Source organism: Thomasclavelia sp. (genome assembly GCF_017889095.1).
In the GTDB taxonomy this organism is placed as follows: Bacteria; Bacillota_I; Bacilli_A; order Erysipelotrichales; family Coprobacillaceae; genus Thomasclavelia.
Window position 1 is genome coordinate 1 of record NZ_JAGHEW010000245.1, and the last position, 26,154, is coordinate 26,154.

A 26,154-nucleotide genomic window follows, 5' to 3' on the forward strand; every position below is an offset into this window, starting at 1 on the left:
AGGAAAAAACAGTAATTTTCTAACACTTTTTCAGTTTCACAGAAACACCCGGCTGTAATGATATACGTACAGGCTGGGTGCTTTTGATTTTCACCTAAACGAATCTAAATTCCTATATAACAAAAAAACGTCAATAAGACGTTTTTTATTCTTCATCTAATTTTTTTAATTCTTTTTCACCAGTAATATATTTTAAAATTTCAATTGCTGCTTCTTGAGGTCCACGATGTTCGTAACCTTTGATACCTAAACGTGTTCTTAATTGACCTACTTTAACACCTTGTTTAAACATCCGATTAAAGTAATCATTTAATAAGATTTCCGTTTGTTCTTGACGTTGTACTGGTCCAAATGGATTGGCAAAGAAGCTGCCAACTAAACCATATTCAGTTGTTGTACCTTTAGACATCCGGTTACCAGCTCTAAATACTTCTAAAGCACTATCAACATCATCAAAGAAACTTAAAGCTTCTCCTTTTTCTTCATAGTTATTAGCATATAAGAACATATCTACTTCATGAGGAGCAACTACATCACGATAATCAGTAATTGGAATTACAATTCGTGCATTAACTTTATCTGGGTTCATGAAAACAGAACGGTCTAATTCTTTAAAGCTATATCCAGCATCTAAGTCATCTAGACGAACGAAAGCTCCAATTTCTGTTCCTGATGATTTAATTTGTCCTTTATCATCTAGATATAAAACACCCATATCATCATATACCGTTACTAAATCACGAATATAAGCGGCACCAAATACTTTGATTTGTTCAATTGTTTCTGATTTACCAGCACCGCTATCACCCATAACAACAATGTTTTTAACATCACCAGAGTGTAAAGTAACTTTGACCATAGCACCATGAACTGGTAATTGACGTTGATTGATTTTACGAACATTGTGTAAAGTTAACATCATTTTTTTCATGTAACCAAAATAATCAAAATCATCACTAGCTGAAAGTAAAGCTACCATCATATCATTTTCATCATCTTGAGAGAAGCTTTGGTTTTTCTTACCATCTTCATAACCATAAACATAAATAATATCTGGTTTACGATTACGATATTCTTCTTCACTAGCTAATTCAAATAAGTTACATAACGCAACCCCTTGAGCCATAAAAGCAACATTGAAATAAACAAATGCTAGTAAGTTACCAACTTTAGCTGGATAACAGAACCATTGTTCTGAATCAAATTTTAAATCTTCAAGTGGATTATATTTAACTTCAGGGAAAATACCATCACGTTTATTACGTTTTGAATAAGTAATAAATGGTGGATGAATAATTACATTTTCAATAAAAGGAATATCATCTAAATTACGGTATTCATACGGTAAAAAAGAACGCATATTTGTAACTCTTAAACCAGCGTTAACCCCAGCCGTAATTTGACGAAGAACTCTTTCAGTATAACCGATAGAAGCTTTTTTGATCGTACGATAAACTGATAATACTAGTTCTTCAAATTTAGCTTGAGCATCAGGGAACTGAACATTTTGATACCCGCGACTAGTTGTTTCATTATAAACAATGCTATAACGTTGTAATCTACGCCAGAATAAATATACTTCCTCAATTACTTTAACGAATTCATTACGATCTCTAAAATATCCTTCAAAATGAGGATATGAAGATAAAAGTTCTTCAACTGGCATAACTAATAATAATTTAAAAATAGTTCTTAAATCATTTACAATGTCAATGTTTTCACTCTTAACTTCTTTTAAATAAGTATAAGTAGTGTTTTCTTTTCTTTTACCTTCGCTTACAAACCCACGCAATACTCGCGCAAACGATTCACTTTCAATCAACTGACAGCGTGATTGACAATATTCTTCAGAGAAATTCAAGATCGCGTTTCCGCGGACAATTTTAAATTTATATGACATCTTATCACCCTTTCTTAAACCAATAAGCAATACCCCCACTTATTGATTTTGTGTCATTTTACCATAAAAGACATATTGTATACAATACTTATTGATAAAAAAATTAATTTTTTCCAAAAGCCAAAAAGGCCCCATAGGACCTTTATTAATTTAAAAGAAAGGTAGTGTAAAGAAAACCTTACCAATCACATCATCTTCAAAATCAAAATAACCCAGTCTTCTAGAATCAAGACTATTGTTACGATTATCCCCCATTACAAAAATCTTTCCTTCAGGAACATCAATAACCATATCCTCATTATTAATCATCACTTCATTAATATAATCCTCTTTTAACAGTTTACCATTTAAATAAACTTGATTATCTTTAATTTCTAGATGATCACCACCAACTGCAATAACTCGTTTAATAATATAAGTTTCATTTTCATTAGCATCTCGATAATCAACCACCACAATATCATTACGTTTAGGTTCATTATGTTTATAAAATACTTTATCAACTAAAACAATATTACCTTCATGGAATGTTGGTAACATTGATGATCCATACACTCTGGATATTTGAACAAAATATAAAACACCATAAGTAACTATCAAAGTAACAACAATAACTCTTAAATACTCTAATAAAACCCTCTTTTTACTTTTTGCAATCTCTTCCATCCTATCACCTGAAGACATTATATCATTTTTTATTGTTCATTCAAGTGACTACGTAATTTTGCAATAATTTTCTTTTCTAAACGAGAAACCTGGACCTGGGAAATATTTAATCTTTTAGCGACTCGTTCTTGATTAAAATCCAAGTGATAGCGCATATATAAAATCAACTTTTCTTTTTCATCAAGTTTTTCCATTTCCATCTCTAATGCGATTTTTTCAAACCACATTGAATTATGCTTATTTTCAATTCTTTCTTCCATCGAAATCGAAGAACCATCTTTTTCATAAATCGGTTCACTTAAAGACGTTGGATAATATGATGAATCAATTGCTTCAACAATATCCTGCTGATCAACTTTTAAATAACTAGCCAGCTGTTCAATCGTTGGATCATGTCCCGTTTGATTAATCAGCACTTCTCTAGCTTTATTAATTTTTAAATTAAGTTCTTTTAACGAACGACTTACTTTGATCGTTCCATCATCACGAAAATAACGTTTGATTTCACCCATAATAATGGGAACTGCATAAGTTGAAAACTGTACTCCATAACTAGTATCAAAATTATTTACTGCTTTCATTAACCCAATACAGCCAATTTGAAACAAATCCTCTTTATCATAATAATTGTTTTTAAAGCGATGGACAATCGACCAAACTAACCCTAAATTTTGACTAACGACTAATTCTTTGGCTTGTTCATCCCCGTTTTGTGCCATTTGAATCAGTTCAATGGTTTTATTTGCCATCGAAACCAATATCTTTCAACTGTTTTTTGATCGTTAATTTTGTTCCTAAATCTGGTGTTGAATGAATTTCCAAACTGTCACAAAGAGCTTCAATGATCGTAAGCCCCATCCCCGCATGTTCTAACTCTTTTAAAGAAGAATACATTGGCTGTTTTGCTGCTTCAACATCAACGATTCCTTTACCATAATCCTGAATCACGATTTTAACTAGACGTTCAGGTTCAATACTAACCTTAATAATTACATTACATTCAGGATTATTTTGATAACCATGAATAATGGCATTACTTACTCCTTCACTAATAATTGTTTTTATTTCAACTACCTGGTCAATCGTTGGATTTAATGCCGTGATAAATGAAGCAACACTCGTTCTAGCGAATGGTTCATTTTCAATTTTGGCACTAAAACTAAGTTCCATCTGATTCATTACCCCTTGACCTCCTCAACATATTCCATTAATTCAAACATCCCGGCTAACTCAAAAACTTTATAAGCCGTTTTTGATAAATTCGCTAAATATAATTTACGATGATCTAGCTGCAACTGATTATAACGGCCTAATACTAAGCCAATTCCCGAACTGTCAATAAAACTAGTTTTACTAAAATCAAAATATACCGGACCATTACCCTTATCTAAAATACCGCTTAATAAACTACGATATTTACCAATATAACTACAGCTTAATTCACCATAAAAATAAACAACAATTTTATCCTCTAAAATCTTATATTCTATCTTATTTTCCACAAACTCATCTCCTCAAGGCTATCTTACATCTTTTAAAACCATGAATAAATGGTTTCGACAAAACTAGAATTAAGACAACAAAAAAAGTCTTATGTATTTTTATCAAACTTGGACATATTATTTACTGAGGCGATCAAATTGATTAAAAAAATTTTAATAATCTTACTAATATTTAGTCTTTTACCAATAAAAAAAATTAATGCTGTCGATAATGATGTCACTCCTAATGCTAGTGGCGCCATTTTAATTGAAGCCAGTTCTAGACAAGTTCTCTATGAAAAAAACGCGCAAGAAAAATTATTTCCCGCATCAACTACTAAAATTATGACGATGATCTTAATGTTCGAAGCCATAAATGATAAAAAGATAAGTTTTGAAGATGAAATAACTACCTCCAAATATGCTGCCAGCATGGGTGGTAGTCAAGTATATTTAGAAGTTGGTGAAAAAATGAGTTTAAAAGATATGTTTAAATCAATTGCAATTGCAAGTGCTAATGATGCCAGTGTAGCCGTTGGTGAATATATTGCTGGAAGTATCGAAAAATTTGTAGCCATGATGAATGAAAAAGCTAAAGAATTAAACTTGGTCAACACTCATTTTGAAAATGCCACCGGATTACATCATCCCAATCACTATACCTGTCCACATGATCTAGCCATCATGGCGGCTTATTTAATTGAAATCGGTGGTAAAGATTTGCTTAGTGTCACTTCATTATATGACAGTTATATTCGTGAAGATAGTACTCAAAGTTTCTGGCTCGTTAATACTAATAAACTATTGAAATTATATGATGGTGTTGATGGTTTAAAGACCGGTTATACTAAAGAAGCTGGCTATTGTCTAGTAACTACGGCCAAAAAAGACAATCAGCGAATTATTGGTGTATTAATGAAAGAAAGTGCCCCAAAAACAAGAAACGAAGAAATGTGTAATCTATTAGATTATGGTTTTAATAACTATAAACAAGTTACCCTCTATCAAAAAAATGATTTAATTGAACAGCATGTTGTTGATCAAATGGATAATCTTACTATTGATGTAAAGTGTCACCAGGATATTGTTTATACTAAAGCTAAAAATAACGATCAAAAAGCCACAACTAAAATCACCTATAATCAAGATCTATTACCTATAAATAAAGGTGACCAAGTGGCCACCTTAGAAGTAATCATTGATAATAAAATAGTTGCCAGTTATCCCCTTTATAGTGATAACGATGTAAGTAAAGCCACTTTTTTATCTAAAACAATTAAAACTTTTAAATATTTATTTTAATAGTAAGGTTTCTACCTTACTATTAAAATCCAAAGTTATCTTTAAATAACTGTTCAACTTGATAGTACACTCGAGGAATCCTGATTTCCTGGTAAAACTGCTGGCTTTGACAGACTTGTTCATCATCCATATAAATACAATAACTTCTTTTAACGATTCTTCCTTTAACAATCAAATAATTAAATTTAAAAATAATTTCACTAACATCAATAAACTGATAATCCTCATAATTACTAATATCCAGGTTGCAAATTCCCATTTTTTTACCAAGATAATTAATTATACTATTTTGATGACGATAAATTATCTGATTACTAAGAACAATAATAAAAGTCGATTCTAATTTAATCCATTGCAATAAACATATTATTAAAAATATCATTAAAGCAGCTAATAAATACTCAATTTGACCACTCAACAAAAATCCGATTACGCCTAAACCAACAATTACTAACTGATAAATTACAAAATACCTAAAAAAGACCAACAACGAAAAACGCTTTACCACTACTATTCCACCCTTCTTTTTATATAGAAAAATTCTACCAATTACTAAATTAAAAACTAGTAGATTTAAGTAAAAAGAAGGTTAAGAATTAGATAGTTTTCAAATCAACTGTTCCAATAAACTTAAAATCATTAGGAAGTGAAGCAAAAACTTCAACTTCCTGGTTCAATAAAGGATGTCTAAAAGCAATTTTATAAGCATGTAATGCCACTCGATTAATAAATTTACTTTCATTTCCATATAACTTATCCCCTAACAAGGGATGATTGATGGCTTGTAAATGCACTCTAATTTGATGTTTTCGTCCTGTTTCTAACTGACAGGCAATCACTGTATAATTGTCAGCTTTATTTTGTTTAATCACTCTAAGCCTAGTTTTAGCCTTTTTACCATGCATATTAATTCGCATTCGATTTTGATGACGATCACGACCAATTGGCTTATCGATTACACAATCTTTTTTTAAAATTCCTTGGCATACGCCAATATAACTGCGATTTATTTCTTTATTAGCTAACATCAAATCTAATTTAGGCTGTAACAAAGCACATTTACAAAAGATTACCAATCCCGTAGTATCCACATCTAAACGATGGATCGGACGGACTGGATAAAATTGATTAGTTTCTAAATAATAATTAGCTACATAATTAGCCAATGTTCCCGTTTCTGTTTTATGTTCAGGATAAATTGCTGTTTTTTCTGGTTTATCAACAACTAAGATAAAATCATCTTCATAAACTACCTTTAAATCATAGAGCTCATAAGCATAATCAATTCCCTCATCATAAGCTAAAATACTAAGCATATCATTATCTTTTAATACCGTATTACTTTGTACATATTGATTATTCAATAAATATTGCTTATGCTGTTTCATTAAATGAATGGTCTTTTTAGCTAAACAAAAATAGGCAAAAACCTCATCAATTGTTTTTCCTGCAAACAAGTCATCTATTTTTAATACTAAATAATTTCCTTTGATCCAATATTTCATCATTTTCATCTCCTAGCACTAGCATTATAACATAATTTTTTAAAATTATTATTGATTTCTTCAATTCGTAAAGTAACTAAAATTATAAATAAAAACATATCAAATAAATAAAAAAAATAGAAAGGATGATTGAAAATGGCCTACATTTTAATATTTATAGTTATCACAGTCTGTGTATGGAAATGGTTTTATTACAGAGCATTTTGTCTTGGGTTAATGTATTTTGCAGAAACAGAACACAATTGGAACATAGATAAAAAAGAAATAAAAAAAATCATTGATTATGCTATGAAAAGAATAATCAATGATTTCTGCAATTAAGATCCTATATTACTTATTATGATTGTAGAAACAACTCGCTCGGCAATTGTCATCAATGATTTAAGTGACGATACCCCGAGCTCTTTTCCTTTTTCTTTAACCTTTTCCCAAACATTATCATTTCTAATATCTGCTAAAAATTCATGACCAGCAGGTGTAATATCAAAAATAACATAGTGTTGATTAGACGATAACTCGGTTAATGGTTTTGCCTGAATCATATGGCTATCATGTAATTGTTTAATAGCATAAAGTATACTATCTTTTGTACTGTTATCTAAATCATATTTTTCTATAATTTTATTTGTCATGATTCCACTCATCACTTCATTGCCATAATTTAAATTTTCTTCTAACCATATCAAACAATATCGGACATAATCAGGATTTAGTTTCATAAAATTCACCTCACTTTCTTCTTATAAATTATAGCATAAAATATAAATTGATTTAAAAATAAGCTCTCATCAGAAGAGCTTATTTAATTTATAGATTTATTTGGAGTTAATTCAATTGATTTTTCTAATATTAAATCACCAAGCAACTCTGTATATATACTTAATTGAAAGCTTAAATTATCAATCGAATCTATGCTGTAAGCATTCAAATCCTCCAAATCTATAAGAAAATCAAAGTTTGGTTCTGATAGATATTTACTATTTGCTTTAATAGTCGCATAGCCATTAGAAAACCCAATTTCTGATTGATTTATCAACGAATCAGAAAAGATGATATATACATCAGAATCTTTATTGTTTTCAATGTATATATTCATCATCCAAGTTTCTAATGAATACTCAATTATTCCTCTATATTCAATATAAATATTATCCTGATCTAATAAAACTATGTTTTCCTGTTTTTTTTGTTCTTCATTAGTTTTGTTTTTATTTGAAGTTTCTTGTTTTTCATTATTTTGAGTTGTTTCTTCTTTGTTTTGCGAAATGCCTTCATCATTATTAGAGGAACAACCTGTTATCCATGTAATTAAACTTAAACAAATTATGCAATAAATAAATATTTTTTTCATACTATTTTCACCTCGTGTAATATATTTTCTTTGATTGATAATCAGTTAATATTAAGTTTCTTTTTTATTTTATCCAAATTAACAAAATCAGTTTGCCAATTTTTATTGTCTTCTATTCCATTTGTTGATATTGAAAACTCATAAGTTTTTAACGCCGACATCACTTCAATATGTTTGCTGTTTGTTTTGTCATAATCTCCATAATCCATAATATATTCACCATTTTCAAATACTGCCTCTGATGTAACTACACCACCATATGAATTGGTTCCGCCGTATTGCAAAATTATGTATATTGTCCCACTTTTCTTATTTGTAATAACAGTTGCTTCATTATCAGGCAAACAAAAAGAATCTGGATTTTTTAAACACGATTTTAATTCTATACAGCCTTCATAAATTTTTTTCTCAATAGAACTTAATGAAAAATGATTCCAAAATAAAAATAAACAAAAAACAATGCATAACGTTGAGATAAGTATATTTTTACGTTTATTTATTAAAAACTTGGACTTTAAGTCATTAATTTTCAAAATTTGAATATCTTTTCGCTGATCATATCCACAAAAATCACAAAATAACGCATCATCTCTAATTTCTTTTCCACATTTTCTACAAATCATTATTTCCCTTCCTTTCACTTATATATTACATAATTATACATGATTTTACAAGTGTAAATAGCACGATATATTAAGTGTATATTATGAAAGAAATTTCCAATAATATTATTTTATAAGGAAATGGAGTGATATATATGCCTTTTAAAATTGAACGGGAAGAATATGTAAACAAGACTTTTCGCATAAATAAAAAGCTTGTTGAAAAAATGGAGAAAATCTGTGATGAAAAGAATATTTCTCTCAACAAGCTTGTAGTTAAATGTATTGAATATGCTTTAAACGATATGGAAGAAGATAACTAATCTTCTTTTTTTGCTTTTTGCTTTTATTAATATTAGAATTTTTCGTCATATTTATTATCTCTTTTGAATGAACGCACAACTGTTTCTACTACTGCTATTTGTGCAGAAGTAAGACCAGAAACATCGATTGTATTTTCTTCTTTTTTTGTCGGTTTATAAAAGAATATTCCAACAGGAACATCAAATATTAATGAAAGCTTAATTAATATATCTATAGACGGCATTCTAATATTGTTTTCATAGGCAGAAATAATAGCTTTACTTACGCCAGCTTTATTGGCAAGATCTATTTGAGATAATTTGTTCCTTATTCTGAGGCTTTTGATTCTCGCTCCTATATGCGATTTTATTTCGTTTATTTCTTTTTCCATAATACCACCTCTTTCTAATTATATTTTATTAAATGTGAACTTTTTGTCAACTAATTATTGAAGGAACAACTGCAATATGCTATACTGTGAGTGAGAAAGGAGTATGCTGTATGTTAACTATATGTAAATTAGATAAAAACAGAGTTTTAAAACAAGTTAACAATAAAGTATTAGACGGTATTGTTGCAAGTAACAGCAATCTTATCGATGATATTATCCTTTCTATGAAAAAAGAAGGTATCTTAGAATGCCTGAATAACGGATTTCCTGACAAAAGAAATGAAAATTCATTTATTCCATTAAATTTTATTATGGCATTGGCTGTTGCAGCCAAAATGAAATCAAGAATGAGCTTAACTGATATACCTTATGCTATTCGAGATCACAGGACTTTAGCGGAGCTTGGCTATGCTGCAATTAATACAGATTGTGCTAAAGGCTGGTTTAAGGAAGGTACAATACGTCACTTATTAGGTAAATATAATTGGGAAGATATATTTAATTATTATAATGATGTTGTTCAAGATCATATATTTAAAATGACTGAACTGTCACCAGATATACATGTTCTAGACTGTACAAAAATCAAAGTAAATATTGATAACAAAAATTACGAAAACTCATCAATGACTTATGATCACAATACTAATAAACCCTATCGGGGATATAAGCTGTCTTCTTTAAGAGGTATAGTAGGTGATTCGGGAATAATAGAAGAGGTAAGGTTTGATACGGCGTCTGTTCACGATTTAGAATTGAGCAAAGATATTTTACTAAACTCTTCATGCCTAAAAGAAGGCGACATTTTAATTATGGATCGTGGATTTATCTCCAGAGAAATGATGAAATATTTAAAAGAACAGCGTAAAGTAGACGTGTATATACCTATGAAGAAAAATATGGCTGAATATCAGATGGCTCTGGCATTGGCTGAAGAACTTGATGACTGGCAGCTGCATCCTGCAAGAAAGGATCAGATGATATGTCATGTGCCAAATGTTGATGCATTATGGGGTGGAAATGAAGTTGAAGAATATATCCCTTTAAATGCCGCAGTTATCTGGTTTAAAGAAACTCAATCATATGCTGTTATTACAACTACTGATATGAGTAGGAGTGCTAAAGAAATTATTTTAACTTATGAACTGCGCCCTGAAATTGAAGAAGATTTTAGACAGTTAAAAGATTTTTGGAAACTTGAAGATTTTCACAGCACAAAATTAAATGTAATCAGTTTTCATATTGTTTGTGTACTTTTCGGTTATTTGTTTTATCAGCTATATTTAACAACTGAAGAAGGCGAAAAGTATATTGGCAAATGTTTGCCTGTTATTCTAAAAAATTATCAGGAAGAATTTTTAAACTACTTAGTATTATATAGCGGTGAATATTTCTGTATTTTAAGTTTAAAGGAATTTATTGAATTTAGAGACAACTGTAGAGAAGATGTTAAAGAGTATATTTTAAAATTTTTAAAATAGCTTGCAGGATTATTATGCCTGAATCATGTATAGAAACAATATAAAAAATATAATTTCTACTGTTTTAATACTGAAAATGTAAATGTCAAATCAAAAAAAGCCGATAATTGAATCGACTTTTTAATTAAAAATGCTTACTTTACGAATTGAAGTTATTGATTTAAAAGATTGTATCTATTTTTAAAACTATGATATAATCATAAAAAGGAGGAAAAAAAAACATGAAATGTCCAGTATGCAAAGATGTTACTTTACTAATGGCTGAAAAACATGGTGTAGAAATTGATTATTGCCCAGAATGTCGCGGTATTTGGCTGGATCGTGGAGAATTAGAAAAAATCATCGAGCGTTCATCAAACAGTTCACATAACAATCCTTCTAATAATGGTCCAAAAAAGAAAAAAGGATTTAACTTAGGTGATATTTTAGAAATTTTCGGTGGTGAATAAAAAAAGTAATCGCAATGATTACTTTTTTATTTTTTGCTGATAATTTCTAACCCAACTTGAACAATAACTACCTGATCAAATAAACTCACTTCAATATAAGCAATCCGTTTATGACGATCTATCTTTTTAATCATCCCTTCATGATTCATCAATGGCCCATGAATAATATTAACTTTATCACCGACAATATACCCTGTTGACATGGAAACTATATGATCCTCTTTACCAAAATTCATTAAAAAAAGAACTTCTTCTTTTAATAATGGACAAATAAATTCACCATCATTCCCTAATACTTTAGTCAGATCAGGAATCATCTTTAATTTATTAAAAAGAACATCAATTTGATCAGTGACCATAAAAACATAGCCCTTGAATAGTATTTCCTCTATTTCAATCCAGGTACCCCGAAACTTTTTTTTGCGGATAGTCCGAGGAATGAAGCACTCGTGTAAAACATCTTTAGTAATCAGTTTCATACAGGTATTTTTGATTTCCTCTTCTCTACCGCTGCGCACTTGAATTACATACCAGTTATTACACATGTAACTTCCCCCATTAAAACAAAATAATAGTCGACATAGACATGCCGACTATTATTCCATCAATTTAAATTATCTTTAAACAATGCGACCTAGCGACAATTATTTTAAATAATTAGATTTATACATTAATTAATTCTTTATTTTCTTCAATTGTAATGTTTGGTGTTTTTATTGTTTCTTCTTTTTTATACTGATAAGTTGGTACAATTTCTTTTACCATTGTTCGAATATCTTTGCTTTCATGATAAGCTGCTTCTTTTAAGCTAACTAACTGCCCTAAAAATACTTCTTCATTTAATTCAATTGGTTTTCCAATATGAATCATATGATTTGGTGTATCCTGTAATCCTTCTTCTTCCATTAACAGCTCTTCATATAATTTTTCACCTGGTCTTAAGCCCGTATAAACAATATCAATATCTACATCTGGTTCATACCCTGATAATTTGATCAAGTTTCTGGCCATATCGGCTATTTTTACCGGTTCTCCCATATCTAAAACAAAGATTTCGCCACCTTTGGCATAAGCTCCTGCCTGCAATACTAAGGATACTGCTTCAGGAATTGTCATAAAATAACGAATGATATCCGGATGAGTTACCGTTACCGGTCCCCCTTCCTTGATCTGTTTTTTAAATAACGGAATTACTGATCCGTTAGAACCTAAGACGTTTCCAAATCTTACCGCTACATATTCAGTACTAGAGCGTTTGTTGTAAGTCTGGACGATCATTTCACATAATCGTTTAGTTGCACCCATGATATTAGTTGGATTAACCGCTTTATCGGTTGAAATTAAGATAAAACGCTGAGTCTGATATTTATCAGCCGCTTTAACTACATTTAAAGTTCCAAAAACGTTATTCTTTACTGCTTCATTTGGTGAATCTTCCATTAACGGTACATGTTTATGGGCTGCCGCGTGATAAACAATATCAGGGCGATAGGTTGCAAACAGGTTATCAATTTTAACTGTATTTCTTACTGATGCAATCATTGTTTCCAAATGTAAATCTGGATAATTATGTTTTAATTCTAACTGAATATCATAAGCATTATTTTCATAAATATCAACAATGATCAATGTTTTTGGCTTATTGGCAGCAATCTGACGACATAACTCCCTTCCAATTGATCCACCACCACCAGTTACCATGACTACCTTGCCAGTTACATAACCCATGATATCATCTAAATTTACTGTAATTGGTTCTCTTCCTAATAAATCCTGAACTTCAACATCCTTAAAGTCACTAATATGAATATCATCATTAATAAACTGATAAATTCCTGGTAAACGTTTGATTGAACACATCGTTTCCTTACAGATATTCAATATCTCTGCCAGTTCTTTTTTACTGATCGAAGGCATCGCTACTAAGATTTCATTAACATCATATTTTTCTACGGCTTCAATGATCTTATTACGACCACCATAGATTTCTACCCCATGAATCTGTCTTTTCCATTTAGTCGGTTCATCATCAATAAAGCAGACAACTTCCTTATAAATATGATCAGAGTTATTGATTTCTCTTAAAACCTTTTCTCCGGCTACTCCAGCACCAATGATCAAGACCTTTTCTAACGGCCGTCTTTCTTTAGCATTATTGACTCTTGACTTATATAGACGAATAAAGCGATATAAAAAACGACTTCCCCCTACTGTTGCAAGCAACAGCAAAAAATAAATCACATAACAGCTTTTAGGTAAGCCTCTACCAGTCACCTCACAAACAGTAACATTTAAAGCACTATTTAAACCAGCTGCTAAAACAATATTTTTTAACTCCGTGATTGAGGCAAATTGCCATAAGCTGTGATAAAGACGAAAACAGACAAAAACAGCAACATTTACTAATACTAGTAAAAAGATGATACTGTTTAAACGCTGTAAATACATTGCATCGATTGGTCCGTTAAATCTTAACAACAGTGATCCATAGGCGGCAACAATGATACTAATAATATCTAGACCAACTAAAAAAAATCTCCTAATATTAAGCTTAGCACTATCTCCCATTTAATTTCCTCTCCCATTTCTTTTCAATTTTATTATCACAAGTAAATTTTATTTTTATTTATTATATTTAAAAACATTTACACAAGGTATATTATTCTTATTCTCCATCAAAAATCAAGTAGTTTCGAGCAATTTTTTTATTTTAATAAATCTTTTTACCACTAGTGACAATATAACTCCAGTTTATTACATTGAAAAATTAAACAAAAATCACGTTTTCTTACCTTTAAAATAACAACTAAGCCTAAATTCTAATAAATATATTATATAATCGAGATTTTTTTAAGATTTTTGCAAATAAAATGTTGCTTTTTTTTACTTGATAAAGGATAATACTATGCGAATAGTTATTTTTTTATGTTAATAATATATTAAATGAAAACTAAATATATTTGTTGGGAGGACATATGGAAAAAACAGAATTAAATGATGAAGTAGAAATTGACTTATCGGAATTATTTAAGTTAATCAAAAAGAATTTGAAATTAGTCATTGTTTTAGCTTTAGTTGGTGTGATTATTGCCGTAGCTGCAACAACTTTTCTAATTGATAAAAAATATGCTTCAGAGGGTAGTATTTTATTAAAAGCAGAAGTAGTTGACGGTTCAATCGATTCATCACAACTTAGTGCAAATAACATGATGGTAAATAACTATATCGAATTACTAGAGGGTAATACAATTCAAAACCAAGTTGCTGATAACTTAAACATTACCATTGAAGAAGTACGTAATGCTCTATCAGTAACAAATACAACTGAAACACAAATCATTGAAATCAGTGCCACTACTAGTGATCCTGAATTATCAAAAAATATTATTGATGAAACAATTACAGTATTTACAAATTTAGTTCAAGAAAAACTAAATGTAACTAACTTAACTATTGTTGATCAGCCAGAAATTAATCCTAATCCAGTATCACCAAGCATGATCAAAAATATCATTATTGGTGCTATTATCGGTATTGTGCTAAGTTTAGCTTATGTTTTATTAACTTATTTATTAGATACAAAGATCAAAACTGGTGAACAAGCTGAACAAATTCTTGGTGTACCATTACTAGGAACTGTTCCTTATTTTGAGGAATAATTATGGAATTTATCGATTTACATAGTCATTATGCCTGGCATATTGATGATGGAATTCAAAACATCGATGATGCTTATGCAGCTTTAAAAGCAGCTAAAGCTCAAAATATTACTAAAATCGTTGCAACACCGCACATTACACCAGGAACAACTACTGAAACTGAATTTAACAAAATCAAACATCGCATTGATGAATTAAAAATCTTAGCTAAAGAATTAAACATTGAAGTTTATTCTGGCTGTGAGATCATGCTTAATAGTGATTATTTAACTGCATTAGATAATCAAAATTATTTAACGATTAATGATGGTCCTTATGTTTTATTAGAGTTTAATGTAACTCAAAAATTACCTGAAGATTATGATGAAAGAATTTATGAATATAGTTTAAAACATAACATTGTAGTCGCACATGTGGAAAGATATTTCCATCGCCATTTAAATCTTGATATCATTCAAGAATGGATCGATCGTGGATATGTTATTCAAATCAATAGTTCTAGTATTTTAAATCAAAATGGTACTGCTTATGAAAACGCAATTACTTTATTGGAAGCTGGTATGGTTCATGTGATTGCTAACGATGTCCATCAGCCATCAGGTTCGCGCAGTCCTAATTTACAAGATACTTATGATTATTTAAGCAAAAAGTATCAAAGCGAAGATATCATTAAATTAATGTATGATAATCCTTTAGCTGTAATTAATGGCCAAAAGCCTGAATTAGTTAAAGTTCATAAAAATTCTAAAATACGATGGTTCAAAAGGAGAAAATAAATGTTAAAAAGTAAAAAAAGAAATCATGAAGTACAAACATTTTTAATTACCCAACCTGAAAGAAAACATACTAAAATTGATTTCAAAGAAGTTTATCGTCATATTCGAACAAGCGTTGAATACTCTACTGTTGGTCAAAATGTCAAAGCTATCAATGTTACTTCTTCTATTCCTGGAGAATCTAAAAGTACAACTTCAATCAACTTAGCAATGATTTTTGCAACTAAATATGAAAAAGTACTATTAATTGACTGTGACCTTAGAAAATCAACAATTCATCGTTATTTAAAATTATCAAACTCTAGAGGATTAACTAATGCCTTAATGGAATATGGTGAAGAAAAGAAAATTAGTTCTAAATGCTTTCAATTTTATGAAGATGAATCATTTGTTGGGAAATTATCTGTTTTAACATCAGGGGTTAAAGTACCTAATCCAACTGAATTAATTGGTAGTGATATTTTTAAACAATTTATTAATGATCTAAAACAATTATATGATTTCATCATTATTGACTGTCCACCAATCATGGCAGTTAGTGATGCTATTCCAATTGGAAATGTTGTTGACGGAACTGTTTTTGTTTGTTCTTCAACAATTACAAATCGTAAGGATGCTAAAGCTTCTATTGAGGTTTTACAAAAAAACAACGTCAATATTCTTGGAACAATCTTAACTCAAGTAGAACAAGATGGAGCTCATAATGGTTACTACCATTACTATTAAAAATGAAAAGAAAAAATAACAAATTGTTCTTTATTATCGTTCCAGTATTAATCGCTTTGATCCTTGCAATTGTATTATTTGACCGTTATCAAACTAATCAGTTCGCTAAAAAATATACAACTGATGTTGCCCAAACAAACAACAATAAAAAACCGTCCAGTAAAGATTTACCAACTATTTATTGTGTTGGTGATAGTTTTACAATCGGTCAAGATAACGCAACTAGTTATCCTGATTATTTAAAAAACAAAGTTTCCAATGATATTAAGGTTATTGGTGACAGTAGTATTAATACTAGCGCTTTAGCAATTAAATTTGCTAGCCAGGATATATATGTTGATGATTTAACTATTCCTGGTAATACCAATGAAGTTGCCATTACTTTACTAAATGAAAACGGCGAAGCTCAAGACGCTCTTTTAAATAGTAAAACGGGAATTGAAAATTGTTCTATCAACAATATTAGTGGTTCAATCAGTTACAATCAAACAACTAATCAGCTAGTTTTTAAACGAAGTGAAGCTGGCAGTTCAACAATGATAACTAATTTAACCAAAGTTGAAGTTACAAAACCTGAACTTGAACAAGATCGTATTTTGATCTTATTTACTGGTTCTTATGAAGAAAGTGTTCAAGGCAGTTTAGTAAACTATCAAAAACAAATTATCAATACTTTTAACACTGATAAATATTTAGTTATCTCTTTAACTATCGATGATCGCGATAGTACTAATAATCTTTTAGCCAACAGTTATGGCAGTCATTATTTAGACTTTAAAAATTATTTGTTAACTGACGGTTTAAATGATGCTAAGATTAGTGCTACCAGTGATGATCAAGCTATGATTGCAAATGGTAATGTTCCATCAAGCTTATTGCTTGATAGTAACCATGGTAATAATTCTTACAATCAATTACTGGCAAACAAAATATATGAAAAATTAACTGAACTTGGTTATCTAGACTAAAAGCACTACGTTTTGTAGTGCTTTTACTTATCACTAAGCATTTTAACCAATAGCTCTGTTTCTTTTAACGTTCCTTCAATTAAAATTCTTTCCATCAGCATTGCATAAGCTTCACTGTCTAAATTAACTTTCATTAATTGTTTAAACAATTTAGCACAATTTTCATTACCACAGATAAGTAATGGCAAATAAGCATCTATTTGTAGACATTTACAATACTTTAAATAATTATTAAGACTAATATTACCATCATGTTCAAAGTGATAAATAGTGCTTTTGCTTAAATTAAGCTGTTTTGCCAGCTCAGCTTGGCTAATCCGCTTAGTTTTTCTGATCCATTTTAAAACTTTTCCAATTTCTAAAAATTGTTCCATTATTAAATTAACTCTAAACGTTTCATTGCTTTATAAATACCATCATCATCAGGATCATCAAAAGTATCATCAGCAATTGCTTTTAATTTCTCTGGTGCCAAAATAGATACAACTCCATAACCGGCTACACTAATCATTTGGAAATCATTCATACTATCACCAAAAGCAATCGTATCTTCCATCTTACCGCCTAAATAAGCAACTGCCCGTTCAATTGCATCTCCCTTAGTACAATTCTTCAAAATTATCTCACCATTAATAAAGTCATCGCTTTCTTTTGAAAATATTACAATATTAAAAAACTCATTTAAATATTTCACACAATCATAAAACGCTAATTTATCTTCAGAAATAAAACACATCTTAGTTACTTTATGCTTTAAAATATCAAATTCACTAATTGGTAACCGTACTTCTTCGTTTTTACGTTCTTCTAAAAAACGAGCCAACTCTAAGTTATTTTCCATGATCTTACTATTTTTCTTATCAAAGAAATCTCTAACTCCTGGTGTTTGATATAAAGCGTCTTTAGTTTCTAAACTAAATAAGATCTTGGCATTAGTAAATAACAACATTACTTGTGATAAAACATATTGATTAATAAAGTTTTCAAAAATATATTTTCCATCAATATTTACAAAACCGCCAGCTGAAGAAATAGTCCCATCAAAGCCAATTTCCCGAATCGACTTCATAATTGATACTGGTGCCCGTCCTGTACATATAAACGCTTTATGCCCGTTTTTACGAGCCTGACGAATTCCCGCAATTGTTTTTTCAGTAACCTGTTTACTAGCTCCCATTAAAGTTCCATCAATATCAAAAAACAAATATTTACCCATTTTTACTCCTCCATTTTAAATCTGTACTTATTATACTAGATTTTATCAATTTGTTATATTATTTTCATAAAATGATTAAACATTTATCTTATTTTAGCTTTATGGTATACTTTAGTGAAAGAGGTATTATTATGGAATGTACAATCAATTCATTATATTTATGTGTCAAAGATATGGACCGGGCAATTAAGTTTTATGAAAATTTTTTTGAACAGAAAGTTTTCATAAATGATCCTATTTATAGTATCTTTAATATCAATGGTTTTCGCTTAGGTTTATTCGCTTATCAAAAAATGAATGAACAACATACTTTTGGTAGTAACTGTATTGTCAGCATCGAAGTTAGCAGTCTTGAAATTTTAACAGCAAAAATTAAAAATTTAGAATTATGTTTCCCATTAACTAAGATAAAGAATAACTGGGTTGTTGAATTCATTGATAGTGAAGGCAATCATATTGAACTAACCGCTCCCATATAAAAAAAGCAACAGCGTTGCTTTTTTTAACTATTCAAATTTACTATCCACTGCAAAGATGTTATTTCCATTTAAATAATCTTTAACCAGCATCCTTTTTTTACCCGCAATTTGTAAATCGGTAATCAAATAAATGCCATCACCAGTTTTAACCCCAATTGCATCTTTAAAGATCTTGACGATCGTTCCGTTTTCCTGGTGACTATGATGCGCCTTAGCATTAGCACATTGGTGAACCATTCCACCCCATATCTTAACCGTTTTACCTTGATATGTAGTAAAAGCACCTGGCCAAGGATTTAAGCCCCGAACCCGATTATAAATAGCAGTAGCACTTTGATTAAAATCTAGCTTTTCATCTGCTCGAGAAATAGTTGGCGCATAAGTTACCAAAGTTTCATCCTGAACTATCGAAGCATTAGTTCCTCTAATGATACTAGGAAGAGTATCAATTAATAATTTAGCTCCAACTTCACTTAAACGATCATATAATTCACCTGTTGTTTCTTCATTTCCAATTACCACTTCCTGGCTGGAAATAATATTTCCGGCATCCATTTTTTTAGCCATATACATGATCGTTACTCCCGTAGTTGCATCACCATTGATAATCGCATAATGAACTGGCGCCCCACCACGATATTTTGGAAGCAAAGAAGCATGAACATTAATGCAGCCAAGGCGTGGCGTTTGAAGCAAAGCTTCTGGAACAATTTGTCCATAAGCAGCCGTAATAATTAAATCCGGGTTGCTATCAATGATTGCTTGATAATCAGTTTTAATTCTTTCTGGCTGTAATACTGGTATTTGATGTTTCAAAGCAACCTGTTTAACATCTGACATTGTAAGTACCTTTTTACGACCCACTAGGCGATCAGGCTGCGTTACAACACCTACAATATTATAATTATTTTCCAACAAACTTTCTAAGACCTGCTTAGAAAAACTTGCAGTTCCCATAAATACAATCTTTATCTCTTTCATTTAACCACCACTTTCTTTCATTTGCTTCATTATACCTTTTTTTGCTCCTTATTTAAACACAAAAGTGCCACTTGGCACTATTTTAAAGCAAACTGCTAATTAAATTAGAAATAACCAAAACTAGTGTTTCAATCACTTTAATACAACCATCACTAATTTCCTTAACAACCAATGACAAAGTATTTTCCTTACCATCATCAATCATCCCATAATCACTAGAAATAACATGATTATCCTTAACTGTTTCTTCAAATTGTTCAATATTCTGGTTAAAAACCTCTTTTTGAATTTGATAATTACCAAATAAACCATTAATTATAAACAATAACATTCCCACTAAACATAAATCGATCAAAAAATTTTTCATCCTAAATACTCTCCTATTGTCTTTGCAATTACTTCTACTGTTGCCTGAACTTCCTCTTTCGTATTACTTTGTGCCCCTACTTCGATTAAGACCATATTGTCAGTTGTCCCCTGATTATAATGAGAACTCTTGACATAAACTCCACGACTAATTTTAGGAACAATACTATTAGCGATATCAGATAAATTTTGTGATAATTGATTTACAGCATCAAATTTACCACTGCTTTTACCAACGACAAACATAATTTTGGCATAATTTTTATTTTCATGAGTTATTGTCGATAACTCTTTAGAAATCGAATCCCGATGAAAATCAACTACTAAATCATACCCGCCACTTAACTTTAAACTCTCTTCTAAATACATTTTAGAAACAGTGTAGGACTTATTATAGGCAATATTATGAACCGCCTTATAATTTTCAAAGTCATTACCCTCAACATCACAGCCATAACCTAGATTATTTAAACACTGCTGTAAATAGTTAGCACCAGAGATTACATCATAGCCAGCATATTCTTCACTTTGATGCGTATTATAAATATGAATCTTTTTATCTTTTGTTATCGCCGTTTGACTACTTTGGCTATTACCAGTAAGTGTGGTAGTATCATTAGAATCATCAATGGCATTGATTACCTGGGCATTATAATTAGTTACTTTAGTTGGCAAATAAACAATCAGCCCGATAATCAACGCTAATTTCATCATAATCAAGATACCATTTTTTAATCTCATTCCATCACCACCATACAATTAATTGTATGCAGTGATGATTATTTTTAGTACCGCAAACTATTAATACTTTTACTAATTATTTTAGCCATGATCTCACATTGTTCATCAATCTGTTTATCACTTAAGACAAAATTACAATCAATTGGATTTAAAACCTCATTAAACAACAGTTCCAATTCACTATCTGTTAACTTACCCAACTGTCCTAGCATCATTTCTTTTTGTGATTCATTTAAACTACCTTGATACTTATTACGTTTCCCTACTTTTAATTTACTTAAAGGATTCAAACTGTCACCAAAATAATCAAGCGTATAATTTAACACATCTCGAACTAAACTGCTGGCATAAATCACGGTTGGAACGCCAATGGCAATGACTTTCGCGCCAATTGTCTGTTCATTGATAGCCTGGCGATAATTACCAATCCCACTACCAGGATTAATTCCCGTATCATTGATTTGAATTACATGAGCTAATTTATGATAGTTATAAGCACATAATGCATCAACAACAATAACTAAATCAATTTTTTCTTTAGTAACTAAAGCCTTGACGATTGCTGCACTTTCCATTCCCGTTTGAATCATTACTCCGGGTACAATTCCTAAAATATCATAATAATGATTGATCAATTTTTCCTCATCATCCAAAAAATGAGTAATTCTTAGATCTCTTAAAGTTCTAGGACCAATGGCATCATTAGTTAAAAACTGATTACCTAGACCAACAACTAAAATTTTAGGATAATCAATTTCATCAATTAATGGTTTTAAATTCTTACTTACTTCATCAATAATTACCTGCTGTTTATAATCTTGAAAACTAATTTCAATATAAGTTCCCACTTTTTGATTAATACTTTGATGTTCTTTTAAAATCTTAATTGATTCAACTTTTACACCATTATTAACATACTCTTCATGGTTATAATGATTGTTTAATTCTAGCTCAGTTAACGCTTCACTAGCTAAATCACTACGAATATATTTCGAATTCATCTTATCACCTAAAATAAATATCACCAAATCACAAATTTTAATACACCAAAATCAAAAAAAAAGTTGCATTTATCCAATTATTTATATATAATGAATGGGCAAGAAAAAAAGCGAGGTGAAAGATCATGGCAAATATGAAACAACAAATCAAACGTTATAAAAATGATAACTTAAAAAGAGCAAAAAACCGTTCATATAAATCAGCTTTAAAAACTGCAATCAAAAAAGTAATTACAGAAGTTGAAGCTGGAAATAAAGAAGCTGCTGTTGCAGCATACAACGTTGCTGCATCAAAATTAGATGCTTCAGTATCAAAAGGAATTCATCACAAAAATTACGCAAGCAGACAAAAATCAAGATTAGCTAAGCTTGTAAACTCTATCTAATTAATGATAGGGTTTTTATTTTAAAGGAGAAAATAATTATGGAACGTAAAGATATCGCAATTGAAGATACTTGGGATCTAAGTACGATCTATGAAAATGAAACTACTTTTTACCAGGATCTTGAAAAAGCCAAAAATTTAATCGATGAACTAGCTAGCTATAAAGATAAAATTTGTAATAGTATTGATAGTTTTTATAACTTCATGACGGTCAAAGATCAAGTTGAAAGAATTATTAATAAATTATATTGTTATGCTCATTTAAATTGTGACGTTGAACCAGCTAATCAAACTTATCAGACAATGATGGCAGCCACTTTAGGAATCTTAGAAGCATCATCTGTTAAAATTGCCTTTGTCGACAATGAAATCATTGATAACGAAGCAAAAGTATTAAGTTATCTAAAAGATCCAAAATTGCAAAAATATCAATATAAGATTAATTCTTTATTATCATATAAACCACATATTTTAGCTAAAGAACAAGAAGAACTGTTAGCTAAAGTAGAAAAAATATCTGATACTTCATCACAAGTTTTTGATGCATTGAGATTAGAATTTGAAGATGTTATTGAAAATGGTAAAGCCAAAACATTAAACAATGCCACTTTAAATAAATTTTTAAAAAGCAAAGATCCTAACGTTAGAAAGCAGGCTTATACTAACTTTTTTAAAGAATATCAGCGCTATGAAAACGTCTTTGCTCAAACATTAGCTGGTGTCATGAAAAAAGATGCTTTTTATGCTGATGTTAGAAAATTTGATAATTCTTTAGAAGCTAGTGTTTTTGATGATGATGTACCAAGTGATTTATTTTTTAAAGTGTTGGAAAACGCAAATAAAAAATATCGTCACCTATTCCATCGCTATAATCATTTAAAAAAAGAAATCTTAAAGATGGATACGATGTACAATTATGATCTAAATATTCCTCTAGTTAGTTCAGTAAAGAAAAAATATACGATCGATCAATGCTTTAAAATCATCAAAGAATGTTTACAGCCATTTGGTCAAGAATATTTAGAAATCATCAATAAAGCTCGAAACGAACGCTGGATCGACTATTATCCAACTACCGGTAAACGTATTGGTGCTTATTCTAGCGGCTGCTATGATTCTAATCCCTTTATTTTGATGAATTTTATCGGTGACTACAATTCATTATCAACAATGATCCATGAATTAGGTCATAGTGCCCATACTTATTTATCAAATCATAATCAAGAATCTGTTAACGCCAGCTATCGTATCTTTGTTGCCGAAGTAGCTTCAACGGTAAATGAAACGTTATTAATCAATTATATGATCAATAATGCTAAAACCGATCAAGAAAGAGCATATTTTATCTATGAACAATTAGAAAATTGTGTTGGTTTGATCTTTAGACAGCCAATGTTTGCTGATTTTGAATATAAATTGCATACTATGGCTGAAAATAACGAACCTCTTTCATCTAAAGTGATTACTGATTTATATACTAAATTAAATCAAGAATATTATGGCGATGAAATTACTTTAGATAAACTAACTGGCTGGTCTTGTTATTATGTGCCACATTTCTATTATAATTATTACGTTTATAAATATACTTTAGGTATGACCGTTGCTTTAGCTATTGTTAAACGAATCTTAAACGGGGATAATGAACAAGTAACTAATTATTTAAGTTTCTTAAAATCTGGTGGCAGCGCTGCTCCTGTCAACTTACTAAAAAAAGCTGGTGTTGATCCACTAGATGATCAAATCTACCAGGATGCTTTCGCTTATTTTGAAGATCTTTTAAATCAATTTACAACAATAATGAAAAATGCTTAGTATTTTCTAAGCATTTTTTCTTACCAAAAACACTCTCAAATAAAAAATTTCTACAAATTTAAAAAAAATAAAAGTAATTTTACCAAGCCCGGTTGTATATATATAATGTAATAATAATTTTATCATTAAATATAACTTATTATAATTTAGATAACAATAGTTTCAATTAAACAGTGCTTTAAGCAAAAATATCGTCATTTTTATATTCAAAATATATTTACAAAATAAAAATCTCGGTATATATTATAAATGAGATAAAAATATTACCTCTTTAAATTAACCTGGTAGTTTATTTTCCTATCTCATTTGATTTATAAAATGCTATTAGATCAAAACTAATAGTTGCGTGGCTAGCTCGCATCCCGAAGCTATTATTGCTGTACTTGTAGGGACCTAAATAATTCAAGTGAAGTGGTCATATTATTTATGATGCACTTGCTAGCATGTTATAAAGCACTAGTGAAAATTGACACTAGTGCTTTATTTATAGGAGGATTATTTTGGAAAACTTAGAGTATATTAAAAAATGTATAGCAAATAAAAGAATACCAGATGAAAATAAAATATCACTAAAAATGTATTGTGATTTTTTCGAAAACGTAATAGAAAAAAATATTATAGAAGTAGAACTTTCAAATAACAGCATTTTTCTAATTAAAAACAAAGCTTGTCATGTTGCCCACATTATGGAATTACATGAATTTTATGATAAAAATTTAAAACATAAAATTTTAAAATTCAAGGGATCTTTTTCGACTATTCAAGGTTTTTTAAACATGAAAAAGAGAATCATCACACTTGATACTTTAAAAAAAGCAAACAATGGCAAAAACTGGCATAAAGCAACAACTAGATATAGAGTCTTATGCTTTCCGTTTCTAAACGAAGCATTATTGTATGGAACCTGGTATAATTTTGATATCGATAAATATATTGGTAAAACAAAACTGATTCCAAAATTTATTGTAAATTATCGAATCCAAGATATACAATTAAACTTTTGTATTGATAAAGATAGAAATGACAAAAAATACTTTTGTATATCAAATGTTATTGCTTTTAAATCTAATCCACGAATTATAAATCAAAGTTATTTGGACATTGAAAGAATAATAGAATATCTTCAGAATTTCTCTATTAATAGATGTATTTGCCACAATCAATTGTATGGACAGCAATTAAAAAATGAAAACAATTGTTATGAAGCAATTGTTTCATCATCCGTCCATGAAAACCTACTTAATAAAAAATGTTATATTAATTCAAAAAAATATAGTGATAATTACAAAATAAAATATTTAAGACTAGATACAAAAACTAAAAAAATTATTAATTCTAAATAATTATACATAATTTACAGTATAATATTCCACCATCTTTTTCATCTTAATTTTCCGTTTTAAACGATTTAAGTCTATAAATTTCTCTCAATAAATAAGAAAAGCTACAAATTTAAAAAAAATAAAAGTAATTTTACCAAGTACGGTTGTATATATATAATAGAACGGATAATTCTATTATTAAATACAGTTTACTGCTATAATGTACTTGATTAGAAATTGTCCGTTACTTTTAAAAAAAGGAGGGATGATTTTGGGCGATCACGATAT

31 protein-coding genes are annotated in these 26,154 nt (G+C 29.7%); 12 read left to right on the forward strand and 19 right to left on the reverse strand.

The genetic code is table 11. From position 1 onward, the window contains the following. Nucleotides 1–145 precede the first annotated feature (145 nt). From J7M77_RS10850 to J7M77_RS10870, 5 genes are all read right to left on the reverse strand, one after another. The gene (locus J7M77_RS10850) at nucleotides 146–1,900 is read right to left on the reverse strand and encodes a phosphoenolpyruvate carboxykinase (protein ID WP_296878414.1); all 1,755 of its coding nucleotides are present in this window, start codon (nucleotides 1,898–1,900) and stop codon (nucleotides 146–148) included. Nucleotides 1,901–2,050: 150 nt separating this feature from the next. Next, a complete protein-coding gene (gene lepB / locus J7M77_RS10855) occupies nucleotides 2,051–2,566 on the reverse strand; it encodes a signal peptidase I (protein WP_296878416.1) in 516 nt (171 codons plus the stop codon). 29 nt (nucleotides 2,567–2,595) lie between these two features. Beyond that, nucleotides 2,596–3,315 carry a SigB/SigF/SigG family RNA polymerase sigma factor gene (locus J7M77_RS10860; protein WP_296878418.1) on the reverse strand — a complete coding sequence of 240 codons (720 nt, stop codon included), beginning with the start codon at nucleotides 3,313–3,315 and terminating at the stop codon, nucleotides 2,596–2,598. Then, the gene (gene spoIIAB, locus J7M77_RS10865; RefSeq protein WP_296878420.1) at nucleotides 3,305–3,745 is read right to left on the reverse strand and encodes an anti-sigma F factor; all 441 of its coding nucleotides are present in this window, start codon (nucleotides 3,743–3,745) and stop codon (nucleotides 3,305–3,307) included. The genes J7M77_RS10860 and spoIIAB overlap by 11 nt, the downstream gene beginning before the upstream one ends. Beyond that, entirely contained in the window at nucleotides 3,745–4,068 is a 324-nt protein-coding gene (locus J7M77_RS10870; RefSeq protein WP_296878423.1) for an STAS domain-containing protein, read from the reverse strand. The genes spoIIAB and J7M77_RS10870 overlap by 1 nt, the downstream gene beginning before the upstream one ends. Before the next feature lie 138 nt (nucleotides 4,069–4,206). On the opposite strand from J7M77_RS10870, the gene J7M77_RS10875 reads away from it, so the two are divergent. Then, nucleotides 4,207–5,349 (forward strand): D-alanyl-D-alanine carboxypeptidase family protein, encoded by a 1,143-nt coding sequence (locus J7M77_RS10875; protein ID WP_296878425.1) that lies wholly within the window; start codon nucleotides 4,207–4,209, stop codon nucleotides 5,347–5,349. Between the two features lie 22 nt (nucleotides 5,350–5,371). Here the strand turns inward: J7M77_RS10875 and J7M77_RS10880 are convergent, their stop codons facing one another. The 5 genes from J7M77_RS10880 to J7M77_RS10900 all read right to left on the reverse strand — a co-directional run bounded on the left by J7M77_RS10880 (nucleotide 5,372) and on the right by J7M77_RS10900 (nucleotide 8,828). Then, the gene (locus J7M77_RS10880) at nucleotides 5,372–5,857 is read right to left on the reverse strand and encodes a hypothetical protein (protein WP_296878427.1); all 486 of its coding nucleotides are present in this window, start codon (nucleotides 5,855–5,857) and stop codon (nucleotides 5,372–5,374) included. A gap of 88 nt (nucleotides 5,858–5,945) precedes the next feature. Next, complete coding sequence (locus tag J7M77_RS10885) at nucleotides 5,946–6,857, reverse strand: RluA family pseudouridine synthase (RefSeq protein WP_296878429.1); 912 nt, start codon at nucleotides 6,855–6,857, stop codon at nucleotides 5,946–5,948. A gap of 314 nt (nucleotides 6,858–7,171) precedes the next feature. Continuing rightward, nucleotides 7,172–7,573, reverse strand: a complete 402-nt coding sequence (locus J7M77_RS10890; RefSeq protein WP_296878431.1) for a DUF2513 domain-containing protein — start codon at nucleotides 7,571–7,573, stop codon at nucleotides 7,172–7,174. An 83-nt stretch (nucleotides 7,574–7,656) separates the two neighbouring features. After that, a complete protein-coding gene (locus tag J7M77_RS10895; RefSeq protein ID WP_296878433.1) occupies nucleotides 7,657–8,205 on the reverse strand; it encodes a hypothetical protein in 549 nt (182 codons plus the stop codon). A gap of 41 nt (nucleotides 8,206–8,246) precedes the next feature. Continuing rightward, nucleotides 8,247–8,828 carry a zinc ribbon domain-containing protein gene (locus tag J7M77_RS10900; protein WP_296878434.1) on the reverse strand — a complete coding sequence of 194 codons (582 nt, stop codon included), beginning with the start codon at nucleotides 8,826–8,828 and terminating at the stop codon, nucleotides 8,247–8,249. Between the two features lie 134 nt (nucleotides 8,829–8,962). Between J7M77_RS10900 and J7M77_RS10905 the strand changes: the two genes are divergently transcribed. Then, nucleotides 8,963–9,130: a hypothetical protein gene (locus tag J7M77_RS10905; protein WP_296878436.1), complete on the forward strand. Its 168-nt coding sequence runs from the start codon at nucleotides 8,963–8,965 to the stop codon at nucleotides 9,128–9,130. Between the two features lie 32 nt (nucleotides 9,131–9,162). Here J7M77_RS10905 and J7M77_RS10910 read toward each other — a convergent pair whose 3' ends face one another. After that, complete coding sequence (locus J7M77_RS10910) at nucleotides 9,163–9,501, reverse strand: helix-turn-helix transcriptional regulator (protein ID WP_296878438.1); 339 nt, start codon at nucleotides 9,499–9,501, stop codon at nucleotides 9,163–9,165. A gap of 110 nt (nucleotides 9,502–9,611) precedes the next feature. On the opposite strand from J7M77_RS10910, the gene J7M77_RS10915 reads away from it, so the two are divergent. Continuing rightward, entirely contained in the window at nucleotides 9,612–10,982 is a 1,371-nt protein-coding gene (locus J7M77_RS10915) for a transposase (RefSeq protein ID WP_296878440.1), read from the forward strand. Between the two features lie 221 nt (nucleotides 10,983–11,203). Then, entirely contained in the window at nucleotides 11,204–11,431 is a 228-nt protein-coding gene (locus J7M77_RS10920; RefSeq protein WP_296878442.1) for a zf-TFIIB domain-containing protein, read from the forward strand. A 26-nt stretch (nucleotides 11,432–11,457) separates the two neighbouring features. Here J7M77_RS10920 and loaP read toward each other — a convergent pair whose 3' ends face one another. Both loaP and J7M77_RS10930 read right to left on the reverse strand, forming a co-directional pair. Continuing rightward, on the reverse strand, nucleotides 11,458–11,976 hold the full coding sequence (gene loaP, locus J7M77_RS10925; protein ID WP_296878444.1) for an antiterminator LoaP: 519 nt from the start codon (nucleotides 11,974–11,976) through the stop codon (nucleotides 11,458–11,460). 118 nt (nucleotides 11,977–12,094) lie between these two features. Next, complete coding sequence (locus J7M77_RS10930) at nucleotides 12,095–13,999, reverse strand: nucleoside-diphosphate sugar epimerase/dehydratase (RefSeq protein WP_296878446.1); 1,905 nt, start codon at nucleotides 13,997–13,999, stop codon at nucleotides 12,095–12,097. 407 nt (nucleotides 14,000–14,406) lie between these two features. On the opposite strand from J7M77_RS10930, the gene J7M77_RS10935 reads away from it, so the two are divergent. Genes J7M77_RS10935 through J7M77_RS10950 form a run of 4 tightly spaced genes read left to right on the forward strand, consistent with a single transcriptional unit; the run spans nucleotide 14,407 to nucleotide 17,560 of the window. Beyond that, the gene (locus J7M77_RS10935) at nucleotides 14,407–15,090 is read left to right on the forward strand and encodes a YveK family protein (RefSeq protein ID WP_296878448.1); all 684 of its coding nucleotides are present in this window, start codon (nucleotides 14,407–14,409) and stop codon (nucleotides 15,088–15,090) included. Between the two features lie 2 nt (nucleotides 15,091–15,092). Continuing rightward, the gene (locus J7M77_RS10940; RefSeq protein ID WP_296878450.1) at nucleotides 15,093–15,866 is read left to right on the forward strand and encodes a CpsB/CapC family capsule biosynthesis tyrosine phosphatase; all 774 of its coding nucleotides are present in this window, start codon (nucleotides 15,093–15,095) and stop codon (nucleotides 15,864–15,866) included. Beyond that, entirely contained in the window at nucleotides 15,867–16,592 is a 726-nt protein-coding gene (locus tag J7M77_RS10945; RefSeq protein ID WP_296878452.1) for a CpsD/CapB family tyrosine-protein kinase, read from the forward strand. 2 nt (nucleotides 16,593–16,594) lie between these two features. Beyond that, the gene (locus tag J7M77_RS10950; protein ID WP_296878454.1) at nucleotides 16,595–17,560 is read left to right on the forward strand and encodes a hypothetical protein; all 966 of its coding nucleotides are present in this window, start codon (nucleotides 16,595–16,597) and stop codon (nucleotides 17,558–17,560) included. Between the two features lie 23 nt (nucleotides 17,561–17,583). On the opposite strand, the gene J7M77_RS10955 is transcribed toward J7M77_RS10950, so the two are convergent. Both J7M77_RS10955 and J7M77_RS10960 read right to left on the reverse strand, forming a co-directional pair. Continuing rightward, entirely contained in the window at nucleotides 17,584–17,934 is a 351-nt protein-coding gene (locus J7M77_RS10955) for a helix-turn-helix transcriptional regulator (RefSeq protein WP_296878456.1), read from the reverse strand. A gap of 2 nt (nucleotides 17,935–17,936) precedes the next feature. Then, nucleotides 17,937–18,776 carry a Cof-type HAD-IIB family hydrolase gene (locus tag J7M77_RS10960; protein ID WP_296878458.1) on the reverse strand — a complete coding sequence of 280 codons (840 nt, stop codon included), beginning with the start codon at nucleotides 18,774–18,776 and terminating at the stop codon, nucleotides 17,937–17,939. 131 nt (nucleotides 18,777–18,907) lie between these two features. Between J7M77_RS10960 and J7M77_RS10965 the strand changes: the two genes are divergently transcribed. After that, nucleotides 18,908–19,255, forward strand: coding sequence for a VOC family protein (locus J7M77_RS10965; RefSeq protein WP_296878460.1), 348 nt, complete (start codon nucleotides 18,908–18,910; stop codon nucleotides 19,253–19,255). Between the two features lie 27 nt (nucleotides 19,256–19,282). On the opposite strand, the gene fmt is transcribed toward J7M77_RS10965, so the two are convergent. From fmt to gpr, 4 genes are all read right to left on the reverse strand, one after another. Continuing rightward, nucleotides 19,283–20,236, reverse strand: a complete 954-nt coding sequence (gene fmt / locus J7M77_RS10970) for a methionyl-tRNA formyltransferase (protein WP_296878462.1) — start codon at nucleotides 20,234–20,236, stop codon at nucleotides 19,283–19,285. Between the two features lie 82 nt (nucleotides 20,237–20,318). Further along, entirely contained in the window at nucleotides 20,319–20,603 is a 285-nt protein-coding gene (locus tag J7M77_RS10975; RefSeq protein WP_296878464.1) for a hypothetical protein, read from the reverse strand. Beyond that, nucleotides 20,600–21,343 carry a stage II sporulation protein P gene (locus J7M77_RS10980; RefSeq protein WP_296878466.1) on the reverse strand — a complete coding sequence of 248 codons (744 nt, stop codon included), beginning with the start codon at nucleotides 21,341–21,343 and terminating at the stop codon, nucleotides 20,600–20,602. Before J7M77_RS10980 ends, J7M77_RS10975 begins: the two co-directional genes overlap by 4 nt. A gap of 44 nt (nucleotides 21,344–21,387) precedes the next feature. After that, the gene (gpr, locus tag J7M77_RS10985; RefSeq protein WP_296878467.1) at nucleotides 21,388–22,344 is read right to left on the reverse strand and encodes a GPR endopeptidase; all 957 of its coding nucleotides are present in this window, start codon (nucleotides 22,342–22,344) and stop codon (nucleotides 21,388–21,390) included. A gap of 125 nt (nucleotides 22,345–22,469) precedes the next feature. Between gpr and rpsT the strand changes: the two genes are divergently transcribed. The 3 genes from rpsT to J7M77_RS11000 all read left to right on the forward strand — a co-directional run bounded on the left by rpsT (nucleotide 22,470) and on the right by J7M77_RS11000 (nucleotide 25,887). Continuing rightward, nucleotides 22,470–22,730: a 30S ribosomal protein S20 gene (gene rpsT, locus J7M77_RS10990; protein WP_296878469.1), complete on the forward strand. Its 261-nt coding sequence runs from the start codon at nucleotides 22,470–22,472 to the stop codon at nucleotides 22,728–22,730. 38 nt (nucleotides 22,731–22,768) lie between these two features. Beyond that, the gene (gene pepF / locus J7M77_RS10995) at nucleotides 22,769–24,544 is read left to right on the forward strand and encodes an oligoendopeptidase F (protein WP_296878471.1); all 1,776 of its coding nucleotides are present in this window, start codon (nucleotides 22,769–22,771) and stop codon (nucleotides 24,542–24,544) included. A gap of 500 nt (nucleotides 24,545–25,044) precedes the next feature. Continuing rightward, nucleotides 25,045–25,887, forward strand: coding sequence for a hypothetical protein (locus J7M77_RS11000; protein ID WP_296878473.1), 843 nt, complete (start codon nucleotides 25,045–25,047; stop codon nucleotides 25,885–25,887). Nucleotides 25,888–26,154 lie beyond the last annotated feature (267 nt).